The following is a 25,543-nucleotide window of genomic DNA, read 5'->3' as shown; positions in this document are numbered from 1 at the left end:
ATACTATTTTATAAAATACATCCACATATTTACACTTAAAAAGCTAAGTATTGTTGTGAATACAACTACAAATGTTTGAATATTAACTTGTTCAGGTAGATCATACTGGTTAGCTATTATATAGTTATGGGTAGCTGTTGGGGTACTACACAGCAAAATCAAAGCTAATAGTAAATTACCATGCAAACCTAGAGCTAAACCAAATAGCAAGGCTACTAAAGGAAACACTAAGAGCTTAAGAACTGTAAGTACACATATCGCTAGCATTTGGTAGTCAACTTTAAACTGTCTTAAACCATAGCTACATGACAAACCTATTGAGAATAATGCAACAGGTGCAGATGCTTTACCAAGAAATTCAAAAGAATGAGTTATGTTGTGGTTTATTGGTACTTTAAGACCGCCAAAAATAAAACCTAATACAGAAGATAATATGATTGGGTTTGTAAAAGATACTTTGATAATTCTCTTAATTACAAATGTAACACTGCTAGTCCCAGATAAGCTATTTTTTTGTAATAGCTCTATCATCAAAACACTAACTGTGAAAAATACTATATTTTGTATAGCCATTAAAGGTATCGCAAATGCTGCTGATGAAAATACCAGCATAAATAAAGGTATCGCAAAATAAGCTCCATCTACTTGAGTAACAGACATAGAGTTTAATACACCATCTACTTTAGTTCCTTTCATCAGTTTTATAGTTATAAAAAAAGTGAAAGTAGCCATAACTAGCATACTGCCAACATAAGCAAGACCATAATTAAAGCTAAGAGTTGAGGTGTCTGTACGATAACAACTTAAAAAAAGCTGTAATGGTAAAAGAATATAGAAAACCAGGTGGATAAATGTTTTATCAGAACCTTTGGGAAATATTTTGCTGTAGCCCATAATTAGACCAAAGAAAATAGTGAAAAACAGTACAAATGTAGTATTAAAAACTTCCATCATGATAAAAAAATGACTCCGATAATTTTCAATTAAAATGGTAATTATAAACAAGGGCTCACAAAAAAACACATTTTTAAGTGACATAATATATTTTTAACATTTGTGGCTTGATTTAATTAATCAATGTAGTATTATAATGAAATCTTAAAGAATAATTGAGAAACTTATTGTGAATAAAAAATTAATCATAGCAATATTAACTCTATGTAGCCTAACAGCATTTGCTGAAGATGGTTTCTTATCACCTACAGCATTACCAGATAGTAAAGAAATTCTTCCACCACCTCCGAGCATGGAAGTTGATTCTAATGGACATAATTCTCCTACCTTTGCTCAAGATCAAGAAATAACGAAAACTCTTTATCAAAACAATAAGTTTTTTAATGGTCAGCCAATATCAAAAGAGAGAATGGATCAAACTATTGCAGATGCGAGTAAAACAACAGAGTATTATCAACAAATATTTATAGATCCTCTTAATATATCTGAAGAGGATAAAGTCAAGATAAAAAACGCAACTACAGATATTTTTACTAAAGTAGTTCTTGATGGTAATAATTCTACAGAAAAAGCAAAGACTGCATATGCAAGAGACAGGCCTTATTACTATTATCATACTGTTAGCTGTCAGGGTGACGATTCTACATCTTCTAAAAGAAGTATTTCATACCCATCAGGACACTCTACAAGAGGAATGACTGTAGCGTATGTTTTAGCAGATATTTTACCTGAAAAATTCAGAGAGCAAATTTTGGCTCGAGGTATGGATTATGGTTATAGTAGAGTTATATGTGGTGCTCATTGGCAAAGTGATATAGAGGCAGGAAGAGTTTTAGCAAGATCAGTATTTGAAACATTAAAAGAAAATAGTGCTTTTAATACAGAGGAAAAGAAAGTTATACAAGAAATTGGTACAGTCTCATCATAATTTCCATGGGCTAATAAAATAGTCACATCTTTTAATAACGCTATTATATATGTTTTATCTTTACATTTATAAGGCTATACTAAATTAGAAATCTCTAAACAGTAAATCTAATATGCAACTTAAAAAAATACTAATATCTATAGCCTCTGTAGTAGGTTTTTCTTATGGACTTTCTTGTACAACTATTATTGTTGGAAAAGATGTTTCTGCTGATGGCTCAATTATTGTTTCTCGTAATGTGGATGGTCCTTCAGACAGTGGTGCAGTGAGATTTGTGTATCACCCTCCACTAAAGCATGGTTACCTTTATCAAAATCATGAAGAGCCTGAAAATGGTTTCAAATACCAGCTCCCAGATAATTTGTTAGGTTATTCAGGAGTCCCTGATTGGCAGACTGATAACCATGGGTTTGAAGAGTCTGGTTTCAACGATGAAGGTGTATCTGTTTCAGCTACAGAGACAATTTTTAGTAATGAAAAAGTACTAAAGGTAGATCCTTATGTCAGCAATGGCGTATCAGAAGAGGCTAGTGCTACTATACTATTACCACAAATACATTCTGCAAAAGAGGGTGTATCTCTTCTAGGACAAATTATAGAAAAGTATGGTTCATCAGAAGGTTTTGGTGTGGCTTTTGCCGATAAAAATGAGGCGTGGTATCTTGAAAATGCTGGTGGTCATAATTGGGTAGCCGTAAAAATCCCTGCTGATAAATATTTTGTATCTGCAAATCAAAGTAGAATAGGTGTGATTGATTTAGGTGATAAAGAAAATGTAATGATGTCTCCAGGTTTAGTTTCTTTTGCTACTGAACATGGTTTATATAAAGGCGGAGATTTTGATTTCAGAAAAATCTATAGTCAAGATAATATTTCAGATGCTGGATATAACTATCCAAGAGTAAAATATTTACAGAATCTATTTACACCATCACAAAAAGCTACAGAATATAAAGGTAATAGTTTTCCAACATTTCTAACGCCTGAAAATAAGATTTCTATCGATGATGTGGAGCATGCTTTAAATAGCCATTTTGAAAACACGAAACATGATCCTTATGAACTACAAGATCCATCTGTGACAGCTAGACCAATATCTGTATACAGAACTCAACAATCACATATATTATCTTTGAAGGATGATTTGCCGTTACCAATAGCAAATATTGAATATCTAAGCCTAGGAATGGGTGCTTTGAGTATTTATGTGCCTTTTTACCAAGGAGCAAAAATCCCTTTGGAATACCAAGTTGGAGATAATCATGCTGATAATTTCTCTGCATACTGGAAATTTAGAAAGCTACAGATGTTAGGTATGCTTAACTTCCCTAAGTATGCTCCGATTATAAAGGCAAAATTTGCGATATTGAATAAACAAATACAGCAAAATCAGCAAGCTTTTGAGAAAGAGTATATTTCGCTGTATAAAAAAGACCCTAAAAAAGCACAAGAACTTTTAGATGTATTCACAAAGACTACAGTAGCGAGTGTATTTGCAGTCACAGAGAGCTTGACTAATGAGCTGACTACAAAGTATTCTGAAACAATCAACGATAAATATAAGTTCCCAGGAGCTTAGGCTTGAGTTTTTTGTAATTCGCTTAAAGTTACTCGTGTTTCGCGTAAACCTTGTTTAGCTAGAATCTTTTGGACTTTGGTTAGTATCTGTTTTTTCATCTTATCGGAAGCAACATCAAAAATTAGAGTTCCTGATGAGTGGTTTATTTGAGCGCTATAAGAGTGTAATTCACTTGATAAGAGATCATCATTAAAGAGCTTCTTACCTAAGCTGACATATTCTTTGTGTGGGAAGTTTGATTTCTCTACAGTATTAATCGTGATAGTAAGTTGGTTTTTGCTAGAACAAGAAAAAGCGTTAAAACTAACAAAAAGTAAGATAACTAGTAGTATGTGTTTCATGATATTTTGGTTTAATTATTATAAGTTGTAAGTATATTATCAGTTATTCTATTTATGGTAAATACAAACTCAGCGAATATAATCTTATAGCTATACACAATGATGGTCTTAGCTAATAACAAATAGTATAATAGCTATTTAATAGATCATTTAATATTTAAATATAACCATGTCACACATTTTAGTACTCAATTGCGGTAGTTCTTCAGTTAAATTTGCCCTTATAAATCCAAAGACAGCAGAGTCTCTATTTACAGGCTTAGCTGAAAACATTTCTCAAGAAAATTGCTCGATTACATTCAAAGGAGATGAAAAAAAGCAACTTTATATCAAAAATGGTCAATACAAAGATGTTTTCTTGGAGCTTAAAAACTATTTAGATGAAAAGGGCTTTTTTGATAAAGTTATAGCTATAGGTCATAGAGTGGTTGCTGGTGGTGAGTATTTTTCTCACTCTGCAATTATTACACCTGAAAATTTAGAAAAAATCAAAGCTTGTATACCTCTTGCACCTCTACATAACCCTGCTCATGTTGAGGGTATCAATTTTTGTAAGGAGATATTTGTAGGGCTTCCGCAGGTAGCAGTTTTTGATACAGCATTTCATCAAACTATACCTAGCTATATCGCAGAGTATGCAATACCTAGAGAGCTAACGGAAAGCCAAAAAATCAGAAAGTACGGTGCTCATGGTACATCTCATAAATTTGTATCAATGAAAGCGGCGGAGCTTTTAGGTAAAGAAAAAGGTAACTTTATAGTGGCCCACCTTGGCAATGGGTGTAGTATAACAGCGGTAGTTGATGGTGAAAGTAGAGATACAAGTATGGGGCTTACTCCGCTTGATGGTCTTGTGATGGGTACGCGAAGTGGTTCTATCGACCCAAGTGTGTTTGGGTATTTGGCAGATAATCTTGGTTATGATGCTAAGCAAACTACAACCATGCTAAATAAGCAAAGTGGTTTACTAGGTATTTGTGGGCATAATGATATGCGTCAGGTTTCTGAGCTAGCAGAAGGTGGCCATAAATTAGCAAAGCATGCTATAGAAATGTTTTGTCAGCGAGTAGCAGAGTTTGTGTCTAAATATATGTTACATTTTGATAAGCTTGATGCTTTAGTTTTTACTGGTGGAATTGGCGAGAATGCTGCTAATATTCGAGAGCAGATAGTCTCCAAATTAAAAAATATTAGTTTTAAAATAGACAATACTAAAAATAAAAATGCCAATACACAAATACAGTCACAAGATAGCCATAAAATCATGATTATAGCTACAAATGAAGAGTTGATGATAGCGCAAGACACATTAAACCTTATCTAAGGAGGCTTATAAATGAAAGACACAATATTTATTTTACCAACCTCTAAGTACACCGGTCTTAGAATGCTTACTAAATCTATAGAATATGCATTACAACAAGAGGGTTTGAAAGTTACTACATTCCATCCTATTTATGATATGGATTTATCAATTGAAGAAATTGAGAAGTACTTACTTAACAATCGTGTAAAAGATTTTGTTGAGATACTTCTAAGTAAGTATTATGAAAAATGTTTAGATAAGGATTTTGCTGTATTTTCAGGGCTTTTCCGACAAGGTAACAATAGTCATCCACTTTATTCATTAAATAGCGTAGTTGATGAGCTAAATATAGAAATTATCAAAGCACTATCTGCTAAAGTTATCATTGCAAGTTATCATGGTAACAAATCTCTAGTTGAGCTTAATGAAGACTTAGAGTATTCGCGTAGAAGCTTACCTAAAAAGGCTGATATCTTAGGTGCTATAATCACTAAAATAAATGCCACCTATAATGAAGATGGATATTTAAATTTTAGTTTAACTGATGAAGATATTGATTTAGACCATCAAAAAAACATAGCTGTTAGTGACCTGAAAAATTTAGAAGTGTTTAAACATAAAGGCTTTGAGCTACTAGGTGCTGTTGAGTGGAAAAATGAAAAAACCTACCCAAGAGTGTTAGATATTAAAAATAACCTCAAACTTGATGAGCTTACAAATGTTGATCTAAGCTCCAGAGTACAACGAGTTATGATGTGCTCGCGTGGGGTTGATAACTTCATCAAAGACCTTACACCAAACTCTCTTGTCATAACTTCTGCTGATAGGTCTGATATATTGCTAGCGGTATGTTTAGCTGCCAAAAATGGTATGAAGATAGCAGGTGTAGTTTTAACTGTAAAAGATTATCTCGATGATGATATCAAAAAACTTTGCTTAAATACTGCTCAAGAATCGGGTGTAGCTATTCTTAGCACTAAAAGTAGAAGTGTAAGTACTATTTTGCGTATCGCTAATATTGATGTAATGGGTATACCTTTAGATGACAAAGAGCGTATTCAAGAAGTAAAAGATGTGGTGATTAATTCATTAGATAAAGAAAAGATATTCAAAGCTGTTAGTGAAAATTTATCTAAGCATCAAATTATGTCGCCACCTGCGTTTAGGTATCATTTATTAAAAATGGCAAAACAAGCTCAAAAAAGAATAATCCTACCAGAAAGCTATGAGCCTAGAACTCTACTGGCAGCTAAAAACTGTCAAGAACAGGGTCTAGCAAAATGTGTGCTGATTGGAGATAAGGGAAAAATCCATAATGTTGCTGAGCTAAATGGCTTTACTCTACCACAGGATATCGAAATTATTAACTTTGATAATAACGCTTTTACAAAGTATGTAGATGCGTTAGTTGAGCTTAGAAAACACAAAGGGCTTTCTGAATCTCTAGCAAGAGATGCTCTTAAAAACCCAATTGTACTAGCTACACTTATGCTACAGCTTGGTGAGGTTGATGGCCTTGTATCAGGTGCTGAACATACTACAGCAGATGTGTTACGCCCAGCGTTACAACTTGTAAAAACTAAACCTGGTGCATCACTAGTATCATCGGTATTTTTTATGTGTATGCCTGATGAGGTGATTGTGTTTGCTGATTGTGCTGTTAACCAAGATCCAACGGCTGAACAGCTTGTAGATATAGCTATGCAAAGTGCTGAATCTGCTAAAAAATTCAACATTGAGCCACGTGTTGCAATGATAAGCTATAGTACAGGTTCATCAGGCTCAGGAGCTCAAGTAGAAAAGGTTCGCAAAGCTACAGAACTTCTTAAGCAACAAGCTCCAGAGCTACTTGTCGACGGACCATTACAGTATGATGCTGCGATGATAGAGAGTGTAGCTGCTAAAAAAGCTCCAAATAGCCCTGTTGCAGGTAAAGCTACTGTACTTATATTCCCTGACTTAAATACTGGTAATACAGTCTATAAAGCAGTCCAAAGAAGTGCAAATGTACTGAGTATTGGACCTGTTTTACAAGGTATAAATAAGCCTGTAAATGATTTGTCTCGTGGTGCTACAGTTGATGATATAACTTATACGATTGCTATTACGGCTATTCAGGCTATATAGTAAGCCTTTTAGATTTCAGGTTAATAAGGACTCTTTATGAAATATCTAAGCCAAAACTGTGAACTAACCCTAAGAGAAGGGTTACAAGAATATATAGATAATTATAAGTTTTTGAATAAAAACGATGGCCATGATGATGTTAGTCAATGGTTCAGGAATCATGATGTTACCCATGTGATTTTTGGAACTATACCTTTTCAGTTAAGAGGAGAAAGTATCAATGATACTTGGACACTTTTTGGTTCTGATATGACATTTAAAGAATATATGAAGTTTTTTAAGATAACAGGAGTTGATTATAGAACTGTTATGAAAAGTTATAAGAAACATTACGGCAGCATGTTTAGAGTTTACCTAATGATGCTTGTTTATATTCCAGATATGCTTTCAGCTATTTTTAGATCTTATAAAATGACAAAAAAATGGAATTGGCATTCTCATGGAGAATACTTCGATATACCTCTTAAAGACTTAAGAGAAGAATTTAATATTAATGTGATGAAGCCGTAGTTTATCTAATTAAGGAGATTATAAAATGCTAAACAATAAAGTTTTACAAAAAATTCTAAATAAATATTCTTGTGCTGCAGAAAACAGCTTTGAACTAAGAAACCCTGCAACTGATGGGCTAATATGTAGTTTAGAAAATAAATCTGCAAAATATGTGCAAAACGCTATAGCTAAATCAAAACAAGCTCAAGCAATATTTAAAGACCAATCTGCACGATCAAAAGCAGATCTTTTATTGAACTGGTATGATCTTATAATGCAAAATTCTGATGATATTGCAGAGATTATAACTATAGAAAGTGGTAAGCCTTTAGCAGAATCAAAAGGTGAACTTCAGTACGGAGCAAACTTCATAAGATGGTATGCTGAAAAAGCTAATCGAATAGATGGTAGGGTTTTTGATCCAAACCTTGAAAATATGGAGGGTAGAGTAGACTACCAACCTGTGGGTGTGGTTGCTGCAATTACACCTTGGAACTTTCCGTTTGCAATGATAACGCGAAAGGTTGCACCTGCTATTGCTGCAGGGTGTAGTGTAGTACTGAAACCGTCTGAGCTAACACCACTATCTGCTTTTGTGTGTAAAGAGCTTTTTGTCGAAGCTGGTGGAGACGAAGATTTATTTTATGTGGTATGTGGTGATTCTAAAATTATTGGCAAAGAGTTGCTAGAGAGTAAAGCAGTAAGAAAAATCACATTTACTGGTTCTACTGGGGTTGGAAAGCTACTTATGCAACAAGCTGCTGAGAGTGTTAAGAAAGTATCTTTAGAATTAGGGGGTAACGCTCCGTTTATAGTATTTGAACGAGCTAATTTAGATAAAGCTATAGCAGGACTTATAAACTCTAAAATTAGAAATGCAGGACAAGTTTGTGTTGCACCAAATAGAGTGTTTGTTCATAAAAGTATCAAAAAAGAGTTTGTAGCTAAGCTTAAAGCTGAAGTTGCTAGCCTTAAACTAGGTAATGGTCTAGATGAAGGTGTAAAAGTCGGTCCGTTAATAAATAATTCTGCTGTTGAAAAAGTACAAACGCATATTGATGATGCTATATCAAAGGGAGCAAAGCTTATTTATGGTGGTAAGGTTGATGAAGAGTTAGGTGGCAAATTCTTTAAACCAACAGTTTTAGATAATATAACAGATGAAATGCTTGTTAGTTGTGATGAGACTTTTGGTCCTCTAATAGCTATATTTGAATTCGAAAATGAAGAAGAAGCTGTCGAGCGAGCAAATAACACCAATTATGGATTAGCTAGCTATTTCTTTAGTGAAGATATGGCACAAATTCGAAGAGTTCGTAATCAACTAGAATATGGAATGATTGGTATTAATACAGGAGTGATTTCGTCAGAAAAAGCACCGTTTGGAGGGGTTAAAGAGTCAGGTCTTGGTAGAGAAGGCTCTGATGATGGTATCTACGAGTTTATGGAAGCTAAGTATAGTTTGCAGAGTTTTTAAAATCTTGAATTTTATTTCAAATAATCTCAGCATTATTTTATACTATTATTGCTTTCAACTTTTAAAAAACAATCAAATCTTCATAATTTACTGTAAAAAAAGTTGAATTTATCTTAGCTGATATGATAATGTTTATTCAAGCGCTGATTTATTTCAACTTGCGAGCGCTTTATAAATTATGCTAAAACGAAAACGATTCCCCAAAAGTCTTGTTTACTTCGTTTTAGTCAAAAGTTTTTTTGAGATTAACTCAAAATTGATTTACTAATAAAACACGGAGACTACCCAAAAATGAAAAAAGAAACCCTACTAGAAAGACTAGATAAAGGCCCTGTAATCTGTGCAGAAGGTTTTTTGTTTGAAATTGAGCGCCGAGGTTATTTATCTTCTGGTGAATTTGTACCAATGGTTTCTCTTGATAACCCTCATGTTATAGAAAATTTACACCGAGAGTTTCAGCATGCCGGTTCAGATATTGTCGAAGCTTTTACATACAATGGTCATAGAGAAAAGTTAAGAGTAGCCGGTAAAGAGCATTTACTTGAGCCTTTAAATAGAGCTGCTTTACGCATAGCTAAGAAAGTTGCAGATTCAACTCCTGAAGGTGTGCAACCAAACTTGATGGCAGGTAATATTTCAAACTCTAATATTTGGAAAGAAAATGATGAAGAGTCTCAACGTCAAGTAGCTGAAATGTTTGAGGAAATGGTAACTTGGGCTGTAGAAGAAGGTGCTGATATACTTATTGGTGAAACTTTTTATTATGCTGAAGAAGCTTTTAAAGCACTAGAAATTATGAAGAAAACGGGACTTCAAACAATTGTAACTATCGCACCAATGGCTGAAAATATCATGCGTGATGGATGGTCAATCGTTGATACTTGTAAAGAGTTGGAAAAGCGTGGTGCTGATGTGGTAGGTTTAAACTGTTTTAGAGGTCCTGAGACAATGCTTCCAGATTTAGAAAAGATACGCAAAGCAGTTAAGTGCCATGTTGCAGGATTGCCAGTACCTTACAGAACAAATGATGAGCATTCTACATTTTTTAATCTTCCAGACAATAATGGCTGTGGTTGTCCATCTCCTCATGGTAGAACATTCCCAACAGCATTAGATCCACTATTTTGTAATCGTTACGAAATAAGAGATTTTGCTGAAAAAGCTTATAATATGGGCGTTAATTATCTTGGTGTATGCTGTGGAGCGAGCCCTATGCATATAAGAGAAGTTGCCGATGCTGTAGGCCTAACAGTACCAGCTAGCAAGTATAATGAAAATATGGAAAACCACTTTATGTATGGTAAAAATAAACGTACAGCTAAGCACATGCAAGAGTATGGTGATAAAGCTTAAGATAACTTAATAAACCCATAAATAAAATGCGCTGATTTATCTCAAATTGCGAGCGCTATATAAATTCTGCTAAAACGAAGATAATCTATTTGTCTCTTATTTGTTTTAGTGGTTTTTATAAAAACAATAGGAGAGAAAATATGACTCAATCTAACTTTAAACCTAACACTCTTTCTGTACATGCTGGTTCACCAGGTGATAAAGCTACAGGAGCTGTAACTACCCCAATCTATACATCTTCAGTATACGCTCAACAAAGCCCTGGGGTTTGTGAGTTTGAATATGGGAGAGTGGGCAACCCAACAAGATTTCAGTATGAAAAAGCTGTAGCTGAATTAGAGCGAGTAGAAAAAGCGTTTGCTTTTGCATCAGGAATAGCTGCAATTAATGCTGTAATAGATATTTTGTCAGCAGGTAGCCATATAATTGCTATAGATGTTATATATGGTGGAACTTACAGAATTTTTGAGGAGGTGAAGCGTAAAACTTCAAACCATGAAATTAGTTATATTAATTTTGATCATATTGATTCATTACAACAAAGTTTACAAAAAAATACTCGCATGGTGTGGTTAGAAACCCCTGCTAACCCTTTACTAAATATAGTTGATATCGAAAAAATTAGTAGGTTTTGTAAGCAAAATAACCTCATATTAGTTGTTGATAATACTTTTGCCACACCATATAATCAAAACCCTATTTTATTAGGTGCTGATATAGTTGTCCATTCAGCTTCTAAATATATTAATGGTCATTCTGATGTTATTAGTGGAATTGTTGCTGTTAGTGATGAAAGCTTAATTAAGCAAATAGAGTTTGTGCAATTAGCTGGAGGAGCTGTAGCAGGACCTTTTGATAGTTTCCTTGCTGCAAGAGGTCTAAAAACTTTAGCTCTTAGAATGGAAAAACATAATCAAAATGCTTTGAATTTAGCTGAGTGGTTAGAAGAACATGCGCAGGTAAAAAATGTTCATTATCCCGGCTTGAAAAGTAGCATTGGATACGAAATTGCTCAGCGTCAGATGACTGGTTTTGGAGGGGTTATAGCTTTAGAACTCCAAGGAACTGCTGAAACTGCTCGAGTTTTCTTAGAATCGCTAAAGCTTTTTTCTATCACAGTAAGTGTTGGAGGTGTTGAGAGTTTATCATCTATTCCTGCACTTATGTCGCACTCTTCTATACCCAAAGAAATTAGAGAAAAGCATGGTATTTCTGATACTTTAGTAAGGCTTTCAATAGGGATTGAGGATGTAGAGGATTTACAAAGCGACATAGAGCAAGCTCTTATTAAAGCTACTCAGGGAGAGATTGAGTATGAGCGCTGTAGCTAAAGCTAATCTAACAAAATATCCTGAGGGCATGACACACCTATTCTTAACTGGGCTGTGGGAAAGGTTTAGTTATTATGGAATAACAGCATTGCTAATCTTATATTTGTTTAAGCATTTTGACATGTCAGATGCTAGAGCTTACTTGATTTATGGGGCATATGCTTCGATGGTATATGGTACCCCTATTATCGGTGGAATTATAGCAGATAAATATATTGGCCAATATAGATCAATAATAATAGGCGCTTCACTTATAGCTCTAGGACATTTTGTGATGATAGTTCCTGATAGTGAAAATATTTGTTTTTTTATGGGCTTAAGTATAGTAATAGTTGGTACTGGCCTATTTAAGCCTAGTATAGGAGCGATAACTGGTGCTATATTTGCTAAAAAGAATGCACACAAGAGAAACCAAGGTTTTACATTTTTATATATAGGGATGAATGTAGGTACAATTACTGCCCCTTTAGTGTGCTCTTATATAGCTGTAACATATAGCTGGAATTTAGCTTTTGGAATAGCTGGTGTTGGGATGTTGATCGGTTTGGCAATATTTATAAACGGCAGTAAGTATTATAACGATATAAAAAAGAGCAAACTCAATCTGATTAAGAGGGTTTTTTACTGGATTGCTTTAACATTATCGTTACTATGCCTTATCTTATTTATTTTCATCTTATTGAGTTATCCATTTTGGGCTAGTAAAGTATTGTTTATAATAGGTTTAGCAACAACACTGCTAATAATCTATTTTATTTTTAATTCTGAGCTTAATGATAGAGATAGAATATATATCACTGTAATTTTGACTCTCTTTTATATGGTTTTTATGATTCTTTTGCAACAAAGTGGAGGGATGATGAATGTATTTACAGAAAGAAATGTTAATAGAGAAATATTAGGTTTTGTAATACCAACAAGTGCTTTTCAATCTGTAGAACCATTTTTTATAATTTTATTTGGTCCATTATATGCATATTTAGGTAAGCGTTTTAATTCCAATCCTCATACATATCCTGTGAAATTTGCTACAGGTCTTTTAATCATGAGTTTATCTTTTTTACTGTTGGTGGTGGCTATATTACTGACGGCAAAAAATGGTTTCATTTCATCTTGGTGGATAAATGTAAGTTATCTTTTACAAGCATTAGGGGAGCTTTTTATCGGTCCTATTGGTTTGGCTATGATTAGTGTCGTAGCTCCTAAAAGAATGGTTGGTTTTTTTATGGGTGTATGGGTTTTAAGTTCAGCCTTTGCAAATTATCTGGCAGCTAGTTTTGGAGCGTTGATTAGTGGAGATGGTAAGGTTGGTTCACTAGCACCAAGTGAGACTATAGATATTTATATGAGGGCTTTTGGATACTTTACTTTATTAGGCATTATTGCTGCACTTATTTTATTTGTTTTAGTCCCAGTTTTAAATAAGAAACTTAAATTCTTGCTCTCTTAATTTATTGAAGCTATGCGATAACTCAATAATGAAGAAAGATTAGCTTTTTATGAAAAACAAAACTAAGTATTTATTTAAGGAACTTCTTATTTCTAGTGCTCTTACTAATAGTGCTATATTTATAGTTAAGTTGATAAGAGAAGGTTTCAACTACATATCTAAAATAGAATCTACTATTTGAAAATTTTCACCTTAGTCTGAGTATTTTCTTTAATTGATGATTGTGGTATTATCATAGTCTAGTTTTATGCGATAGATTTCACACTTTTAATAAGGTTCTGATATGAATTTCGAATTTGCTCGAGAAAATATGATTAAGCAGCAAGTAATGCCTGAAGGTATTGCCTATGGAAGTTTAATAGAGGCAATGTCTAGCATCGCTAGAGAGGATTTTTTACCTCACCAATATAAAAACTTAGCGTATTGTGATACAAATCTTGTTTTGGGCTCTAGAGAAATAAAAAGCCCTATGCTTACAGCAAAATTGCTTAATTCTTTGGAAATAAGAGAAAGTGATGATGTTTTAATGCTTGGTGTTGAATGTGGCTACACTGCAGCACTTTTGGCTAAGATTTCAAATAGTGTCGAAATCCTTGATTATAGTGACGATATGCTTGGTCAAACTCGTCGTAGTTTAGCAAGTTTAAATATCTTCAATGCTGAATTTAATAATGCTGAGCATCTTACAAATATTATTGAGAATGATAAAAAATATGATTGTGTATTTATCACTAGTGCTGTTCAGGAGAGTGATATTGATGAGTCATTGTTACAGCTTCTAGACTTAGATGGTAGAATGGTTTTTGTTGTACAAACTAATATTTGTAATAAAGCGTATTTGCTTAAAAAAACAAGTGCAGACGAATATGACAAAAAGTTTTTGTTTGATATATACAATAAGTAGAGCAATATGAAAAAATACTTCTTATATTTGTTGGGGATTTGTGCGTTCGGCTCAGTATTTGCTGATGATACGAACCCAGATACAAGTGAGAATAAAGAAAAGCCTAAGCCTACTGCGGGTAGGCCTATCGGTACAGACATTGCATCAAATCCGTATACTGTTGAGAAGCAATATGCAAAAGTTGATAAAATAAGAGAAGATAATAAGTTCTATGATCTTAAAAAAGCAGACGAAGTTGCGATGGCTGGAGATGTTAAGGAAAAGTTCTATAGCTTAACAGATGTATATAAGTTAGCAGCTGAGCATAATGCTGATTATTTAGCAGCTCGATCAACTTTTTCTGCAAATGTCGAGACTGTACCTGCTGCATTAGGTGCATTGCTACCACAGGTTGATTTTGGTTTTAATCTTCGTCGAGATAATTACGATCAATTCGGTGGACAAGTTACAGATACAGCGCAAAGTACTAGTTTTCAAGGTTCACAAACATTATTTGATTGGACTCAATGGAAAACATATACTCGAGCGACTTATTTGCAAAAATCATATGCAATGATTTATGCTAAAGCTGAGCAAACCCTTGTTACTAATACTGTTACTGCTTACTTTGAATTATTAAGAGCAGAACAAGCTTTACAGTTTCAGTTTGCCAATGAAGCATGGAACAAAAAGTTATATAATACACAAAAATATCAATATGATGCGGGTATGGTTTCATACGCAGATTTTAAAACTACTGATGCTCAGTATCGACAAGCTATAGCAGATAGAGCTGATGCGCAAAGAGCATTAGTTAATGCAAAAGCAGTGATGGCTAAGCTTATAGGTAAGCGAATTAGTGCTATTCTTTATATCTCCAAAGATACAGAATTTGTAGACCCTATTCCTAATGATATTAACTACTGGATCAGCACTTCTCAGATTCATAACCTAGATGTATCGCAAAAAGATTTTGAATATGAAGCTACAACAGAAGGTGTTGGTATAGAGTGGGGTAATTTCTTTCCTAAGCTTAATTTAGTCGGTGGAGTTCAGATGACCCGTAACAAGCTTGGTGGTTCAGCTATCCAAACAGCTAATATCCCTAAGAAGTTCGATGTAGCTAATGTTGGAGGACAGTTAAATTGGAATATCTTAAAAGGTGGTTCTGATTATGCAAGCCTAAAAAAGGCAAGTTATGATAACCAAGCAGCAGATTACCAATTGCTACAGACCAAAAGAGAGGTTTATGCTGGAACAGTTGAAGCTTACCAAACCGTTGTACTTGACGTTGTTAGAATTGATGCCTTTAAGAAGTCAGTATACTCTGGTTTAGCTTCAGTAAAAGCTATATTAGAAGGGTTTGAAGCTGGGACACAGACTATTGTTGATTTGCTTAATAGACAGGCAATTTTAGTCCAAGCACAGCTTTCTTTTGCTGACTCTATCTTCAATTATGTAGAAGATTATGTCAGACTTAAAGAGTTGCAAGGAAGTCTTACTTCTAAGGATATAGAGTATATAAATACTTTACTAGGTAAGACAAATATGATTTCTGATATTGCTGCAGAGTAGTATTAATGTCTTGCCAAGTTAGCCTTTTTATCTTAAATACTGAAGATTTTTATATTGAAGATATCGAGCAGATGGCTAAAAGTTTCAAGCTTAATCTAGATGTTACTTCAAAAACATACAAGGAAAAGCTTTTTTCCCAGTTTATCCGTTATTTCGTTTTCACCGAATATTTTAAACTTTCAAAGTTGAAGTTTTCTACAAATAATACAAATAAACCTTATTTAGAAAACTATAATGATAAGCATTTTAGTATAAGTCATAGTGGCAATAAGATTATTATGACTGTATCAAGTGTTGATATTGGTGTTGATACAGAAATTATTCAACCTCGTAAAAATATTTTCTCAGTTGCTAAAAGGTATTTTAGTGAATATGAAATCGATGTGTTAGGAGACTCTGAAAATATAGAAAAAGAGTTCTATAAGCTATGGACACTAAAAGAAGCAGAAGTAAAAAGAAATTCTACAGGTATTGCTCATGGATTGGTAAAAGCGACATTTACAAAAGAAAATGAATCTTGGATTAGTGAAAATCACCCTAAAGACTTTGCTAGCTATCTTTTTGAAAAATCATTTATTTCTATTTGTTCGAAAAATATTTCCTCCTCAAAAATCAGTGTTTTAAAGCTAAAAAATGATTTTAGTTTTGAAGATATTTCTAGTAAGTTAAAATCTAATTAACTTATTTATCTTTACCTTGTTATAATGAAATTAGAGTTTTATACCTAAGTATTACAAATGAATTGTTGATCTTTATATAAGAAATAGTATTTTTTTTGAAGTTTTTATTTTAACAATATAGGAGATAACTTATGGCTTTACATGGTAAAAAAGATAATGATTTAGAATTTTTTGAAGGCTCACTACCTAAGCTAGAAATTCCTGCTAAATCTCAAAATCCAATAGATGTTTATCAAGAAATTAAAGATGAACTAATGCTTGATGGTAATTCAAAACAGAATTTAGCAACTTTTTGTCAAACTGAAGTTGATGATTTTGTGCATAAGTTGATGAATGATTGTATTGATAAAAATATGATAGATAAAGATGAGTACCCACAAACAGCTGAATTAGAAGCTAGATGTGTCAATATTTTAGCTAACTTATGGAACTCTACAACTGAAAATGCTGTTGGCTGTTCAACTACAGGGTCATCAGAAGCTGCTATGCTTGGTGGTATGGCTATGAAATGGCGTTGGAGAGACAAAATGAAAGCTCAGGGTAAAGATTACTCTAAGCCTAATCTTATTACTGGGCCTGTTCAAGTATGCTGGCATAAATTTGCAAGATATTGGGATATCGAATTAAGAGAAATACCTATGTCTGAAGATAGTTTGATTATGACTCCTGAAGCTGTAATTGAGCGATGTGATGAAAATACTATAGGTGTTGTACCAACTTTAGGTGTGACATTTACTGGTCAGTATGAACCTGTTGAAGTGGTATGTAATGCTTTAGATGAATATGAAAAGCAAACAGGCATAGATATTCCTGTACATGTTGATGGAGCTTCTGGTGGTTTTCTAGCACCATTTATCCAGCCAGAACTTAAATGGGATTTTAGGTTGTCTAGAGTTAAATCAATTAATGCATCAGGTCATAAGTTTGGACTTTCTCCTCTTGGTGTTGGTTGGGTTGTGTGGACAGATAAGAAGTATCTTCCTGATGATTTGGTTTTTAATGTGAACTATCTTGGCGGGGATATGCCAACTTTTGCTCTGAATTTCTCGAGGCCTGGTGGGCAGATTGTAGCTCAATACTTTAACTTTGTTAGACTAGGTTTTGAGGGTTATAAAGAAGTTCATCAGTTAAGCTATGATGTTACAAGATATATTGCTAAAGAGCTGAAAGCGATGGATATTTTTGAGATTATCAGTGATGGTGATAACGGTATTCCAGCGGTAAGTTGGTCACTTAAAGTAGATAAGAAGTTTGATTTGTTCGATGTTTCGGAAAAAGTAAGAGCAAGAGGTTGGCAAATTGCTGCTTACTCGATGCCAACAAATAGGCAAGATTTGGTAGTTATGAGAGTGCTTATCAGAAAGGGCTTTACTCATGATTTAGCTCAGCTTATGATTAAGGATTTAAAAGCAGCTATACATTCACTTGAGTCAAAAAATAATAAACAAATTAAGAATGGCTTCTCACATTAGTGTTCTTTTAAAAGATAATTAACTACTCATAGAGTTAAACCTATAAAAATCTTTCTAACAAATATTCTTTTTAATTATTGTATCAGTTCAAATTTGATATAATAGACAAGTTAATAATCCTTTCAAGAAGATACAGTTTATGTGTGGAGTAATTGGAGTTGCAGGACCTGGTCAGGTCAGTTATGCATTATTTGATGGTTTAAGTTTATTGCAGCATCGTGGTCAAGATGCCGCAGGTATTACTACTATGCATGAAGGTCATTTTTTCACACGAAAAAATACTGGTTTAGTAAATGAGGTTTTTACTGACGATAAACTTGCTAAATCACTAGGGAATATGGGTATAGGGCATGTGCGTTATCCTACCGCTGGTAGTTTAGGTGCTGCAGATAGTCAGCCTTTTTATGTAAATAATCCTCATGGTATAGTTTTTGCTCATAATGGTAACCTTACCAATGTCTCAGAATTGGCAAGGATGCTTCATGACATAGAAAGAAGGCATTTAAATACTTCTTCAGACTCAGAGCTTTTACTTAACTTTTTTGCATGTGGTATGAATAAGAGTAAAGGAAGTCCTACATTAAATGCGGTATATAAAGCTTGCGAGTTTGTTTTTAAGCATGCTCGAGGTGGTTATGCTTGTACTGCAATGATTGCAAACTTTGGTTTAATAGCGTTTAGAGACCCTCATGGTATTCGTCCACTTGTGCTTGGAGTAAGAGATGAGGCAGATGGTGAGAAATCTTATATGGTTGCTAGTGAAAGTGTATCTTTAGATATTTCAGGATTTAAAGTTTTACGAGATGTAGCTCCAGGTGAAGTTATAATAATCACAGAAGATCGTAAGATTCATTCAAAAATCTGTGCTAAGAATCCTAGTTTAGCTCCATGTTTGTTTGAATATGTATATCTTGCTCGTCCAGATAGTGTTATGAACGGAGTTAGTGTGTATCAAGCTCGTGTAGATGCCGGTAAACTTCTGAGTAAGCGTATAAAAGATGTGTGGAAAGATAATCAAATTGATATTGTAATACCTGTTCCTGAAACTGGTCGTGCTTCAGCTCAAGAGATAGCTACAGCATTAGGTGTTGAGTATCGCGAAGGTTTTGTAAAAAATCGCTATATTGGTCGTACATTTATAATGCCAGAATCAGTAGATAGGAAAAACTATGTTCGTCGTAAGTTAAACCCTATTCCAGCAGAGTTTAAAGATAAAAATGTACTACTTGTAGATGACTCTATTGTCCGAGGTACAACATCTCAACGTATAATAGAGATGATACGTGATTTTGGTGCTAAGTCAGTTTATCTTGCATCAGTTTCACCTGCTGTATGTTATCCAAATGTGTATGGTATAGATATGCCAGTTAAGTCAGACCTTATTGCACATGGTAAATCAGTTGAAGAAATTCGCCAATGGATAGGTGTTGATGGGCTTATTTATCTACCATTATCGGACTTAAAAGAAGTGGTACAAATGCAAAACCCTGACATAGTAGAATTTGAGGATAGTGTATTCTCAGGTAACTACATAACAGGTGATGTGGATGAAGCTTATCTTGATGACCTAGAAAGACATAGAAAAGAACTAAAAGAATTAGAAAAAAAACTCAAGGGATTTGACAACTAATGATTAAAATCTTTGAAGGCTTAAGTGCCTTATCTCCATTTAAAAGAGAGCAAATATTAGCAGATACAAAAAAAATATCAAATAAAGTTGATTCTATATCAGCAGAGTATATTCATATTGTTGAGATTGATGAAGAACTTAGTACTAAACAAGAAGAAGTAATTAAATCCTTACTAAATTATAACAAAGAATATGGTGTAGCTAATCCAAAAGGTCATACTTTTATTACTGCGCCTAGAGTAGGCACTATTTCTCCATGGTCATCAAAAGCAACTGATATTATTCAAAATACAGGTATCTATGCTGTTAAAAGAGTTGAAAGAGCAGTTGTTTTTGGTATTGAAGGTAATGTTTCTAATCATGATTTAGAAAAAATCCAAGATTTAGTCCATGACCGCATGGTTGAAGAAGTCTTTACTTGTAAAGATGATTTACATAGATTGTTTAGTGTAACAGCACCTAAGGGCCTAGAGTTTGTTGATGTGCTAGAAAAAGGTGAGCAAGCAATCAAAGATGCTGATGCTAAGTTAGGACTGGCTTTAAGCACTCAAGAAATAAGTTATCTTGCTGATGAATATACAAAGATAGGAAGAAATCCTACAGATACTGAACTATATATGTTTGCTCAAGCAAACTCTGAGCATTGCAGACATAAAATCTTTAATGCAAAGTGGACTATAGATGGTCAAGAGCAAGACAATTCTCTTTTCAAGATGATTCGTAACACTACAAATTGCTCACCTGAAGGTGTACTTTCTGCATACAAAGATAATGCCTCTGTGATAGAGGGTGCAACGGCTCAAAGGTTTTATAGCAACCCTGAAAACAATGTTTATAACTTCCATCAAGAAGAAGTTGATATCTTAATGAAGGTTGAGACTCACAATCACCCTACAGCTATTGCCCCCTTTAGTGGGGCGGCTACTGGTATTGGTGGAGAGATTCGTGATGAAGGTGCTACAGGACTTGGTTCTAAACCAAAAGCTGGCTTAGCTGGATTTACAGTTTCAAACCTAAATATCCCTAACTTTAATCAAGCTTGGGAATCTAACAAATATGGTAAGCCTGAACATATAGTTACTCCATTACAGATTATGCTAGAAGCTCCGATTGGTGCTGCTCACTACTCAAACGAGTTTGGTCGTCCGAATATTACAGGATATTTCCGTACTTTTGAACAGTCTGTAAAATCTTCAAACGGTGAAGAGATGCTTGGTTACCATAAACCGATAATGATTGCCGGTGGTATGGGTAATATTAAAAGAATGCATGTTGAAAAAGGCGATATTAAAGTAGGTGCTAAACTTATATGTCTTGGTGGTCCTGCTATGCGTATTGGTCTAGGTGGTGGTGCAGCTTCGTCTGTTGTATCATCTGGAGCTAATTCAAAGCTAGATTTTGAATCAGTACAACGAGATAATGCTGAGATGGAACGCCGTTGCCAAGAAGTTATCGATAAATGCTGGCAGTTAGGTGAAAAAAATCCAATTACATTTATTCATGATGTAGGTGCTGGTGGTATTTCAAACGCATTCCCAGAGCTTGTGAAAGATGGTAATGTCGGTGGTCACTTTGAGCTTAGAAAAGTTATAGTTGGAGAAGAAGGTCTTTCTCCGTTAGAAATATGGTCAAATGAATCACAAGAAAGGTATGTGCTTTCAGTAGACCCTAGTTCACTAGAGTTTTTTGAAAGTTTGTGTACTCGTGAGAGATGTCCATTTGCTGTAGTTGGTGAAGCTATTTCAGAGAAGCATATTACTCTAAATGATGAGCATTTTGACAACAAACCAGTAGATTTGCCGATGGGATTACTGTTTGGTAATACTCCGCAAATGCACATTGATGTAACAACTGTAAAAGTTGAGCAAGACTCTTTTGATACAAGTGCTATAAAGTTAGATGATGCAATTGAGCGAGTGCTAAAAGTACCAGCGGTAGGTTCAAAATCTTTCCTTATCACAATTGGTGATAGAAGTATTACAGGTATGGTTGCTCGTGAGCAAATGGTTGGTCCGTGGCAAGTACCTGTAGCAGATTGTGCTGTAACTACAGCGACTGTAGATAGCCAATCAGGTGAAGCAATGGCAATGGGTGAACGCACTCCTGTAGCTGTTATAAATGCAGCTGCTTCGGGTAGACTGGCTGTAGCTGAGACTGTAACAAACCTACTTGCAAGTGATGTGCAAAGTCTGCGAGATATAAGACTTTCTGCTAACTGGATGGTTGCTGCAAATCAAGGTGATGAAAATCAAAAACTATACGAGACTGTAAAAGCTGTTGGTATGGAATTTTGTCCAGAGCTTGGTATCGCAATCCCTGTAGGTAAAGACTCTATGTCGATGAAGACTAAGTGGTCTGATGATGGAGAAGCTAAAGCTGTAACATCTCCGATGTCGATTGTAACTTCAGGCTTTACTCCTGTAGCTAATGCTCGCAAAACTCTTACACCTATGCTTGTTGATGATAACGATACAACATTGCTACACATTGACCTATCAAATGGAGCTGGTAGATTAGGAGCTTCATGTTTAGCTCAAGCATACAATCAAGTGGGCAATATTGCTCCTGATGTGGAAGCTAGTAAGCTAAAAGCATTGTTTGAGAATATCGCAGAACTAAAAGCTGATAACAAAGTACTTGCATACCATGATATCTCTGATGGTGGTGTATTTACTACACTTGTTGAGATGGCTTTTGCAGGGCGTAAAGGGCTTGATATCACAATCAACTCTAATGATACTCTAGCAAAACTTTTTGCTGAAGAAGTCGGTGTAGTTATCCAAGTTAAAAACAGTGATAGAAAGCTAGTTGAAGAGATGTTTAGGCAAGCAGATATTCACCTGTGTACAATAGCTAAGCTAAATTCTAGTGACGAGATAAACATCTTTGCTAACACAGATAAAGTTTACTCAAACACTCGTGTAAACCTACAAAGATGGTGGGCTGAGACTTCTTATCAAATCCAGGCATTACGAGATAATAGCGAATGTGCAAAACAAGAGTTTGATAATATCTTAAATACTGATGATAAAGGTATCCATGTAAAAGCTACTTTTGATATAGAAAAAGATATAACTGCTTCTTTTGTAAATACTCAAAAACCAAAGGCTGCGATCCTAAGAGAACAAGGTGTAAATGGTCATGTCGAAATGGCAGCAGCATTTACTACAGCAGGTTTTGAAGCTCATGATGTGCACATGTCTGACCTTCATGCAGGTCGAGTTAGTCTTGATGACTTTAAAGTACTTGTGGCTTGTGGTGGTTTCTCTTATGGTGATGTATTAGGTGCTGGCGGTGGCTGGGCTAAAAATATTCTATTTAGTGAGAAGTTGAAAGCTGAATTTAGTAGATTCTTTGGGCGTGATGATACTCTTGCACTAGGTGTGTGTAATGGTTGTCAAATGCTTGCTCAATTGAAATCTCTAATAGCTGGAGCCGAAAATTGGCCGATATTTATTAAGAACAAATCAGAGCAGTTTGAAGCTAGAACTTCGATGGTAGAGATACAAGAGTCAGATTCTATTTGGTTTGATGGTATGGCTGGCACGCTTGCACCTGTAGCAGTTGCTCATGGCGAAGGTCGACCGTTATTTGATGATGAAAACCAACAGATTACAATGCTTTCAAGCAATCAAGTAGCTCTTAATTTTGTGGATAACAATGGTAGTAAAACTGAAAATTATCCACAGAACCCTAATGGTGCAATAGATGGTCTAACAGCTGTTACAGCCCTAAATGGTCGTGTACTTGCGATGATGCCACATCCTGAACGTGTCTATAGAGCTATTACAAACTCCTATATCCCAGCTGATTACGATGAGTATAGCGTTTGGATGAGAATGTTTAGAAATGCGAGGAAGTGGGTTGGGTAAGTATTGAAAGCTATTAAAAAAATTAAGAAATATTTGTTTAATAAAGCTATAAATTCTCTAAGAAAATCAGCACGACTTAAGTCTTATAATATGCTTTTGGAGAAAGGAGAAGTATCTTATTTAGATAATTTTAAGAATAATAATTTACCTAAACCAACTATCGTTCTTATTCATGGTTTAGGGGCGGATAAAGATACTTGGGTTGCACTTTCAAAACATCTTACTAAAGATTTTAGAATTATAGCTTTAGATCTCCCTGGACATGGCGATAGTTATATTGCCAATAATTACAGTATAGAATTACAAGTCGATGCTGTAATTACCTTACTTGATTCTTTAAATATAACTGCTGCACATTTTATTGGTAGCTCAATGGGAGGGGCGGTAGCTATAAAGCTTACAAATACGAACCCCGAACTTGTTTTATCTTTAACTCTTATTGATGGTTATGGGTTTATTAAAGAGCCTAGTTATATAGATAAGTTGGTTGATAATAAAAATTTAAACCCAATGATAAATATTAATAATCGAAGTGACTATAAGAAGATGCTTTCATTAGCTATGTATAAGCCTCCTTTTATACCCAATTTTATTTTAGATATTCTAACCGAAAATATGCAAAAGAGAGTGGGTTTAAATAATACAATATTATCTGATTTAAAACAGGACATTGAGCAAAAATTATCTTTATCGAATATCGAACAACCGTCTCTAGTAATTTGGGGAGAGAATGACAACTTATTGCATGTAAGTAATTCAAAAATTTTTCATGAAAATATGAAAAATAGTTCTTTAGTTATTCTAAAAAATACAGGCCATATCCCAATGGTTGAAAAACCTAAAGAAGTTGCAAAAAATATAAAAAATTTTATAAGCGAAAAAGTAAAATAAAACAGGACAAAAAAAATGCTAGCCAATACAATAGGAATTATCGGTGACATATTCGTTATTATTGCATTTTTTCTATTACAAACAAGACGCATAAACTCTAGTCATTTGAGTTATTCATTGCTAAATATTTTAGGCTCATTAGCGGTACTGTATTCTTTGATGTATGAGTGGAATCTACCTGCTTTTGTTATTGAATGTGCGTGGGTTATTATTAGTGGTTGGGGGTTGTATTGTTATATAATTAGTAAAATCAAGAACAATAAAAGTTAAGTCAATATGATTCAAATCAAAAACAATTTTTTGAAAGTTCAAATAAATCTATTAGGTGCAGAAGTCCGCAGTGTAACAAATACAATCACCAATCATGAGTATATGTGGTCTGGTGATAGTGATGTTTGGGCTGGAGTATCGCCAGTACTTTTTCCAACTGTAGGTAAATCTCACGATAATAAAATCAAGTATCAAGGTAAAGAATACTCTATGAGTAATCATGGACTTGCTCGCCATACTGTATTTGATGCTGTGTTACATAGTGAGAGTAGTGTTACCTTAGCTATGGAAACTACAAAAGAGAACTATCCATTTAAACTAAGGTTTGAAGTTACATATACTCTTGAGGCTAATAAACTAATTACAGAATATAGTGTCATAAATTTTGATGAAAATGTTGCATCTTGTGGTTTTGGAGCACATCCTGCGTTTGTTTGCCCATTTGATGATAAACATCAATTTAGTGATTATGAGATTATATTTTCAGAGCAAAAGCTGGATTTTCATTCAATAACACCAGAAGCTTTTTATACGGGTGAAGTGCAAAATCAAAAACTATCAAGAATTAGTTTAGATAATCATACCTTCGATGATGATGCTTTGGTTTATAGCGGCTTTTCAGGTAAAAAAATCCGACTTGCTGAAAAGGGTTCTAACCGATATATTGAAGTGTCATTTGATGGATTTGAATATCTTGGGTTATGGTCAAAGCCAAAAGCAAATGCTCCTTATGTATGTATTGAGCCATGGTGCGGTAGAAGTGATACACTAGGGATGGATGTTGATATTGAGTATCGTATTGGGAATGTTGATATAGAACCTCAACAAAATTTTTCTCGTTCGTATACCATAGAGTTTGGGTATTAATCAATAAACCAAAAAATTATATATATAAAGATAAAATATATCGGTAAGAAACTCATTATATACTA

20 protein-coding genes are annotated in these 25,543 nt (G+C 34.3%); 18 read left to right on the top strand and 2 right to left on the bottom strand.

The window, feature by feature from the left end:
* Positions 1–3 precede the first annotated feature (3 nt).
* The gene (locus CDH04_RS09130) at positions 4–954 is read right to left on the bottom strand and encodes an AEC family transporter (RefSeq protein ID WP_162699232.1); all 951 of its coding nucleotides are present in this window, start codon (positions 952–954) and stop codon (positions 4–6) included.
* Positions 955–1,123: 169 nt separating this feature from the next.
* Between CDH04_RS09130 and CDH04_RS09125 the strand changes: the two genes are divergently transcribed.
* Complete coding sequence (locus tag CDH04_RS09125) at positions 1,124–1,882, top strand: acid phosphatase (protein ID WP_162699231.1); 759 nt, start codon at positions 1,124–1,126, stop codon at positions 1,880–1,882.
* A 112-nt stretch (positions 1,883–1,994) separates the two neighbouring features.
* Positions 1,995–3,461: a C69 family dipeptidase gene (locus CDH04_RS09120; protein WP_112870720.1), complete on the top strand. Its 1,467-nt coding sequence runs from the start codon at positions 1,995–1,997 to the stop codon at positions 3,459–3,461.
* Here CDH04_RS09120 and CDH04_RS09115 read toward each other — a convergent pair.
* Positions 3,458–3,802 carry a hypothetical protein gene (locus CDH04_RS09115; RefSeq protein ID WP_112870719.1) on the bottom strand — a complete coding sequence of 115 codons (345 nt, stop codon included), beginning with the start codon at positions 3,800–3,802 and terminating at the stop codon, positions 3,458–3,460. The two genes, CDH04_RS09120 and CDH04_RS09115, sit on opposite strands and share 4 nt — an antisense overlap.
* Before the next feature lie 169 nt (positions 3,803–3,971).
* Here CDH04_RS09115 and CDH04_RS09110 point away from each other — a divergent pair, with 169 nt between their 5' ends.
* The 16 genes from CDH04_RS09110 to CDH04_RS09040 all read left to right on the top strand — a co-directional run bounded on the left by CDH04_RS09110 (position 3,972) and on the right by CDH04_RS09040 (position 25,478).
* Positions 3,972–5,126 (top strand): acetate/propionate family kinase, encoded by a 1,155-nt coding sequence (locus CDH04_RS09110; protein WP_112870718.1) that lies wholly within the window; start codon positions 3,972–3,974, stop codon positions 5,124–5,126.
* 12 nt (positions 5,127–5,138) lie between these two features.
* Positions 5,139–7,235 carry a phosphate acetyltransferase gene (gene pta / locus CDH04_RS09105; protein WP_112870717.1) on the top strand — a complete coding sequence of 699 codons (2,097 nt, stop codon included), beginning with the start codon at positions 5,139–5,141 and terminating at the stop codon, positions 7,233–7,235.
* A 36-nt stretch (positions 7,236–7,271) separates the two neighbouring features.
* Positions 7,272–7,745 carry a hypothetical protein gene (locus CDH04_RS09100; protein ID WP_112870716.1) on the top strand — a complete coding sequence of 158 codons (474 nt, stop codon included), beginning with the start codon at positions 7,272–7,274 and terminating at the stop codon, positions 7,743–7,745.
* 25 nt (positions 7,746–7,770) lie between these two features.
* On the top strand, positions 7,771–9,204 hold the full coding sequence (locus CDH04_RS09095; protein ID WP_112870715.1) for an NAD-dependent succinate-semialdehyde dehydrogenase: 1,434 nt from the start codon (positions 7,771–7,773) through the stop codon (positions 9,202–9,204).
* Positions 9,205–9,495: 291 nt separating this feature from the next.
* Entirely contained in the window at positions 9,496–10,557 is a 1,062-nt protein-coding gene (locus CDH04_RS09090; RefSeq protein WP_112870714.1) for a homocysteine S-methyltransferase family protein, read from the top strand.
* Between the two features lie 140 nt (positions 10,558–10,697).
* The gene (locus tag CDH04_RS09085) at positions 10,698–11,888 is read left to right on the top strand and encodes a trans-sulfuration enzyme family protein (protein WP_112870713.1); all 1,191 of its coding nucleotides are present in this window, start codon (positions 10,698–10,700) and stop codon (positions 11,886–11,888) included.
* Entirely contained in the window at positions 11,872–13,338 is a 1,467-nt protein-coding gene (locus CDH04_RS09080; RefSeq protein ID WP_112870712.1) for a peptide MFS transporter, read from the top strand. The genes CDH04_RS09085 and CDH04_RS09080 overlap by 17 nt, the downstream gene beginning before the upstream one ends.
* A gap of 283 nt (positions 13,339–13,621) precedes the next feature.
* Entirely contained in the window at positions 13,622–14,242 is a 621-nt protein-coding gene (locus CDH04_RS09075) for a protein-L-isoaspartate O-methyltransferase family protein (RefSeq protein ID WP_112870711.1), read from the top strand.
* 6 nt (positions 14,243–14,248) lie between these two features.
* Complete coding sequence (locus CDH04_RS09070) at positions 14,249–15,796, top strand: TolC family protein (protein WP_112870710.1); 1,548 nt, start codon at positions 14,249–14,251, stop codon at positions 15,794–15,796.
* A gap of 5 nt (positions 15,797–15,801) precedes the next feature.
* Complete coding sequence (locus CDH04_RS09065; RefSeq protein WP_112870709.1) at positions 15,802–16,476, top strand: 4'-phosphopantetheinyl transferase family protein; 675 nt, start codon at positions 15,802–15,804, stop codon at positions 16,474–16,476.
* Positions 16,477–16,607: 131 nt separating this feature from the next.
* Entirely contained in the window at positions 16,608–17,948 is a 1,341-nt protein-coding gene (gene gad, locus CDH04_RS09060) for a glutamate decarboxylase (RefSeq protein ID WP_112870708.1), read from the top strand.
* A gap of 139 nt (positions 17,949–18,087) precedes the next feature.
* Entirely contained in the window at positions 18,088–19,578 is a 1,491-nt protein-coding gene (purF, locus tag CDH04_RS09055; protein WP_112870707.1) for an amidophosphoribosyltransferase, read from the top strand.
* Positions 19,578–23,450, top strand: coding sequence for a phosphoribosylformylglycinamidine synthase (gene purL / locus CDH04_RS09050; protein WP_112870706.1), 3,873 nt, complete (start codon positions 19,578–19,580; stop codon positions 23,448–23,450). Before purF ends, purL begins: the two co-directional genes overlap by 1 nt.
* A gap of 3 nt (positions 23,451–23,453) precedes the next feature.
* A complete protein-coding gene (locus CDH04_RS09045; protein WP_112870705.1) occupies positions 23,454–24,341 on the top strand; it encodes an alpha/beta fold hydrolase in 888 nt (295 codons plus the stop codon).
* Positions 24,342–24,356: 15 nt separating this feature from the next.
* A complete protein-coding gene (locus CDH04_RS09840) occupies positions 24,357–24,611 on the top strand; it encodes a CBU_0592 family membrane protein (RefSeq protein ID WP_162699229.1) in 255 nt (84 codons plus the stop codon).
* Between the two features lie 6 nt (positions 24,612–24,617).
* Positions 24,618–25,478 (top strand): aldose 1-epimerase family protein, encoded by an 861-nt coding sequence (locus CDH04_RS09040; protein WP_112870704.1) that lies wholly within the window; start codon positions 24,618–24,620, stop codon positions 25,476–25,478.
* Positions 25,479–25,543: the final 65 nt, after the last annotated feature.

The organism is Francisella adeliensis, assembly GCF_003290445.1.
GTDB lineage: Bacteria > Pseudomonadota > Gammaproteobacteria > Francisellales > Francisellaceae > Francisella > Francisella adeliensis.
Note: the sequence above shows the minus strand (reverse complement) of the source record. Positions and strands in the feature narration are given on the sequence as shown.

Coding starts and splice junctions, on each gene's coding strand:
- CDH04_RS09130 (WP_162699232.1), bottom strand. CDS start 954: ATGATGGAAGTTTTTAATACTACATTTGTACTGTTTTTCACTATTTTC.
- CDH04_RS09120 (WP_112870720.1), top strand. CDS start 1,995: ATGCAACTTAAAAAAATACTAATATCTATAGCCTCTGTAGTAGGTTTT.
- CDH04_RS09115 (WP_112870719.1), bottom strand. CDS start 3,802: ATGAAACACATACTACTAGTTATCTTACTTTTTGTTAGTTTTAACGCT.
- CDH04_RS09110 (WP_112870718.1), top strand. CDS start 3,972: ATGTCACACATTTTAGTACTCAATTGCGGTAGTTCTTCAGTTAAATTT.
- pta (WP_112870717.1), top strand. CDS start 5,139: ATGAAAGACACAATATTTATTTTACCAACCTCTAAGTACACCGGTCTT.
- CDH04_RS09100 (WP_112870716.1), top strand. CDS start 7,272: ATGAAATATCTAAGCCAAAACTGTGAACTAACCCTAAGAGAAGGGTTA.
- CDH04_RS09095 (WP_112870715.1), top strand. CDS start 7,771: ATGCTAAACAATAAAGTTTTACAAAAAATTCTAAATAAATATTCTTGT.
- CDH04_RS09090 (WP_112870714.1), top strand. CDS start 9,496: ATGAAAAAAGAAACCCTACTAGAAAGACTAGATAAAGGCCCTGTAATC.
- CDH04_RS09085 (WP_112870713.1), top strand. CDS start 10,698: ATGACTCAATCTAACTTTAAACCTAACACTCTTTCTGTACATGCTGGT.
- CDH04_RS09080 (WP_112870712.1), top strand. CDS start 11,872: ATGAGCGCTGTAGCTAAAGCTAATCTAACAAAATATCCTGAGGGCATG.
- CDH04_RS09075 (WP_112870711.1), top strand. CDS start 13,622: ATGAATTTCGAATTTGCTCGAGAAAATATGATTAAGCAGCAAGTAATG.
- CDH04_RS09070 (WP_112870710.1), top strand. CDS start 14,249: ATGAAAAAATACTTCTTATATTTGTTGGGGATTTGTGCGTTCGGCTCA.
- CDH04_RS09065 (WP_112870709.1), top strand. CDS start 15,802: ATGTCTTGCCAAGTTAGCCTTTTTATCTTAAATACTGAAGATTTTTAT.
- gad (WP_112870708.1), top strand. CDS start 16,608: ATGGCTTTACATGGTAAAAAAGATAATGATTTAGAATTTTTTGAAGGC.
- purF (WP_112870707.1), top strand. CDS start 18,088: ATGTGTGGAGTAATTGGAGTTGCAGGACCTGGTCAGGTCAGTTATGCA.
- purL (WP_112870706.1), top strand. CDS start 19,578: ATGATTAAAATCTTTGAAGGCTTAAGTGCCTTATCTCCATTTAAAAGA.
- CDH04_RS09840 (WP_162699229.1), top strand. CDS start 24,357: ATGCTAGCCAATACAATAGGAATTATCGGTGACATATTCGTTATTATT.
- CDH04_RS09040 (WP_112870704.1), top strand. CDS start 24,618: ATGATTCAAATCAAAAACAATTTTTTGAAAGTTCAAATAAATCTATTA.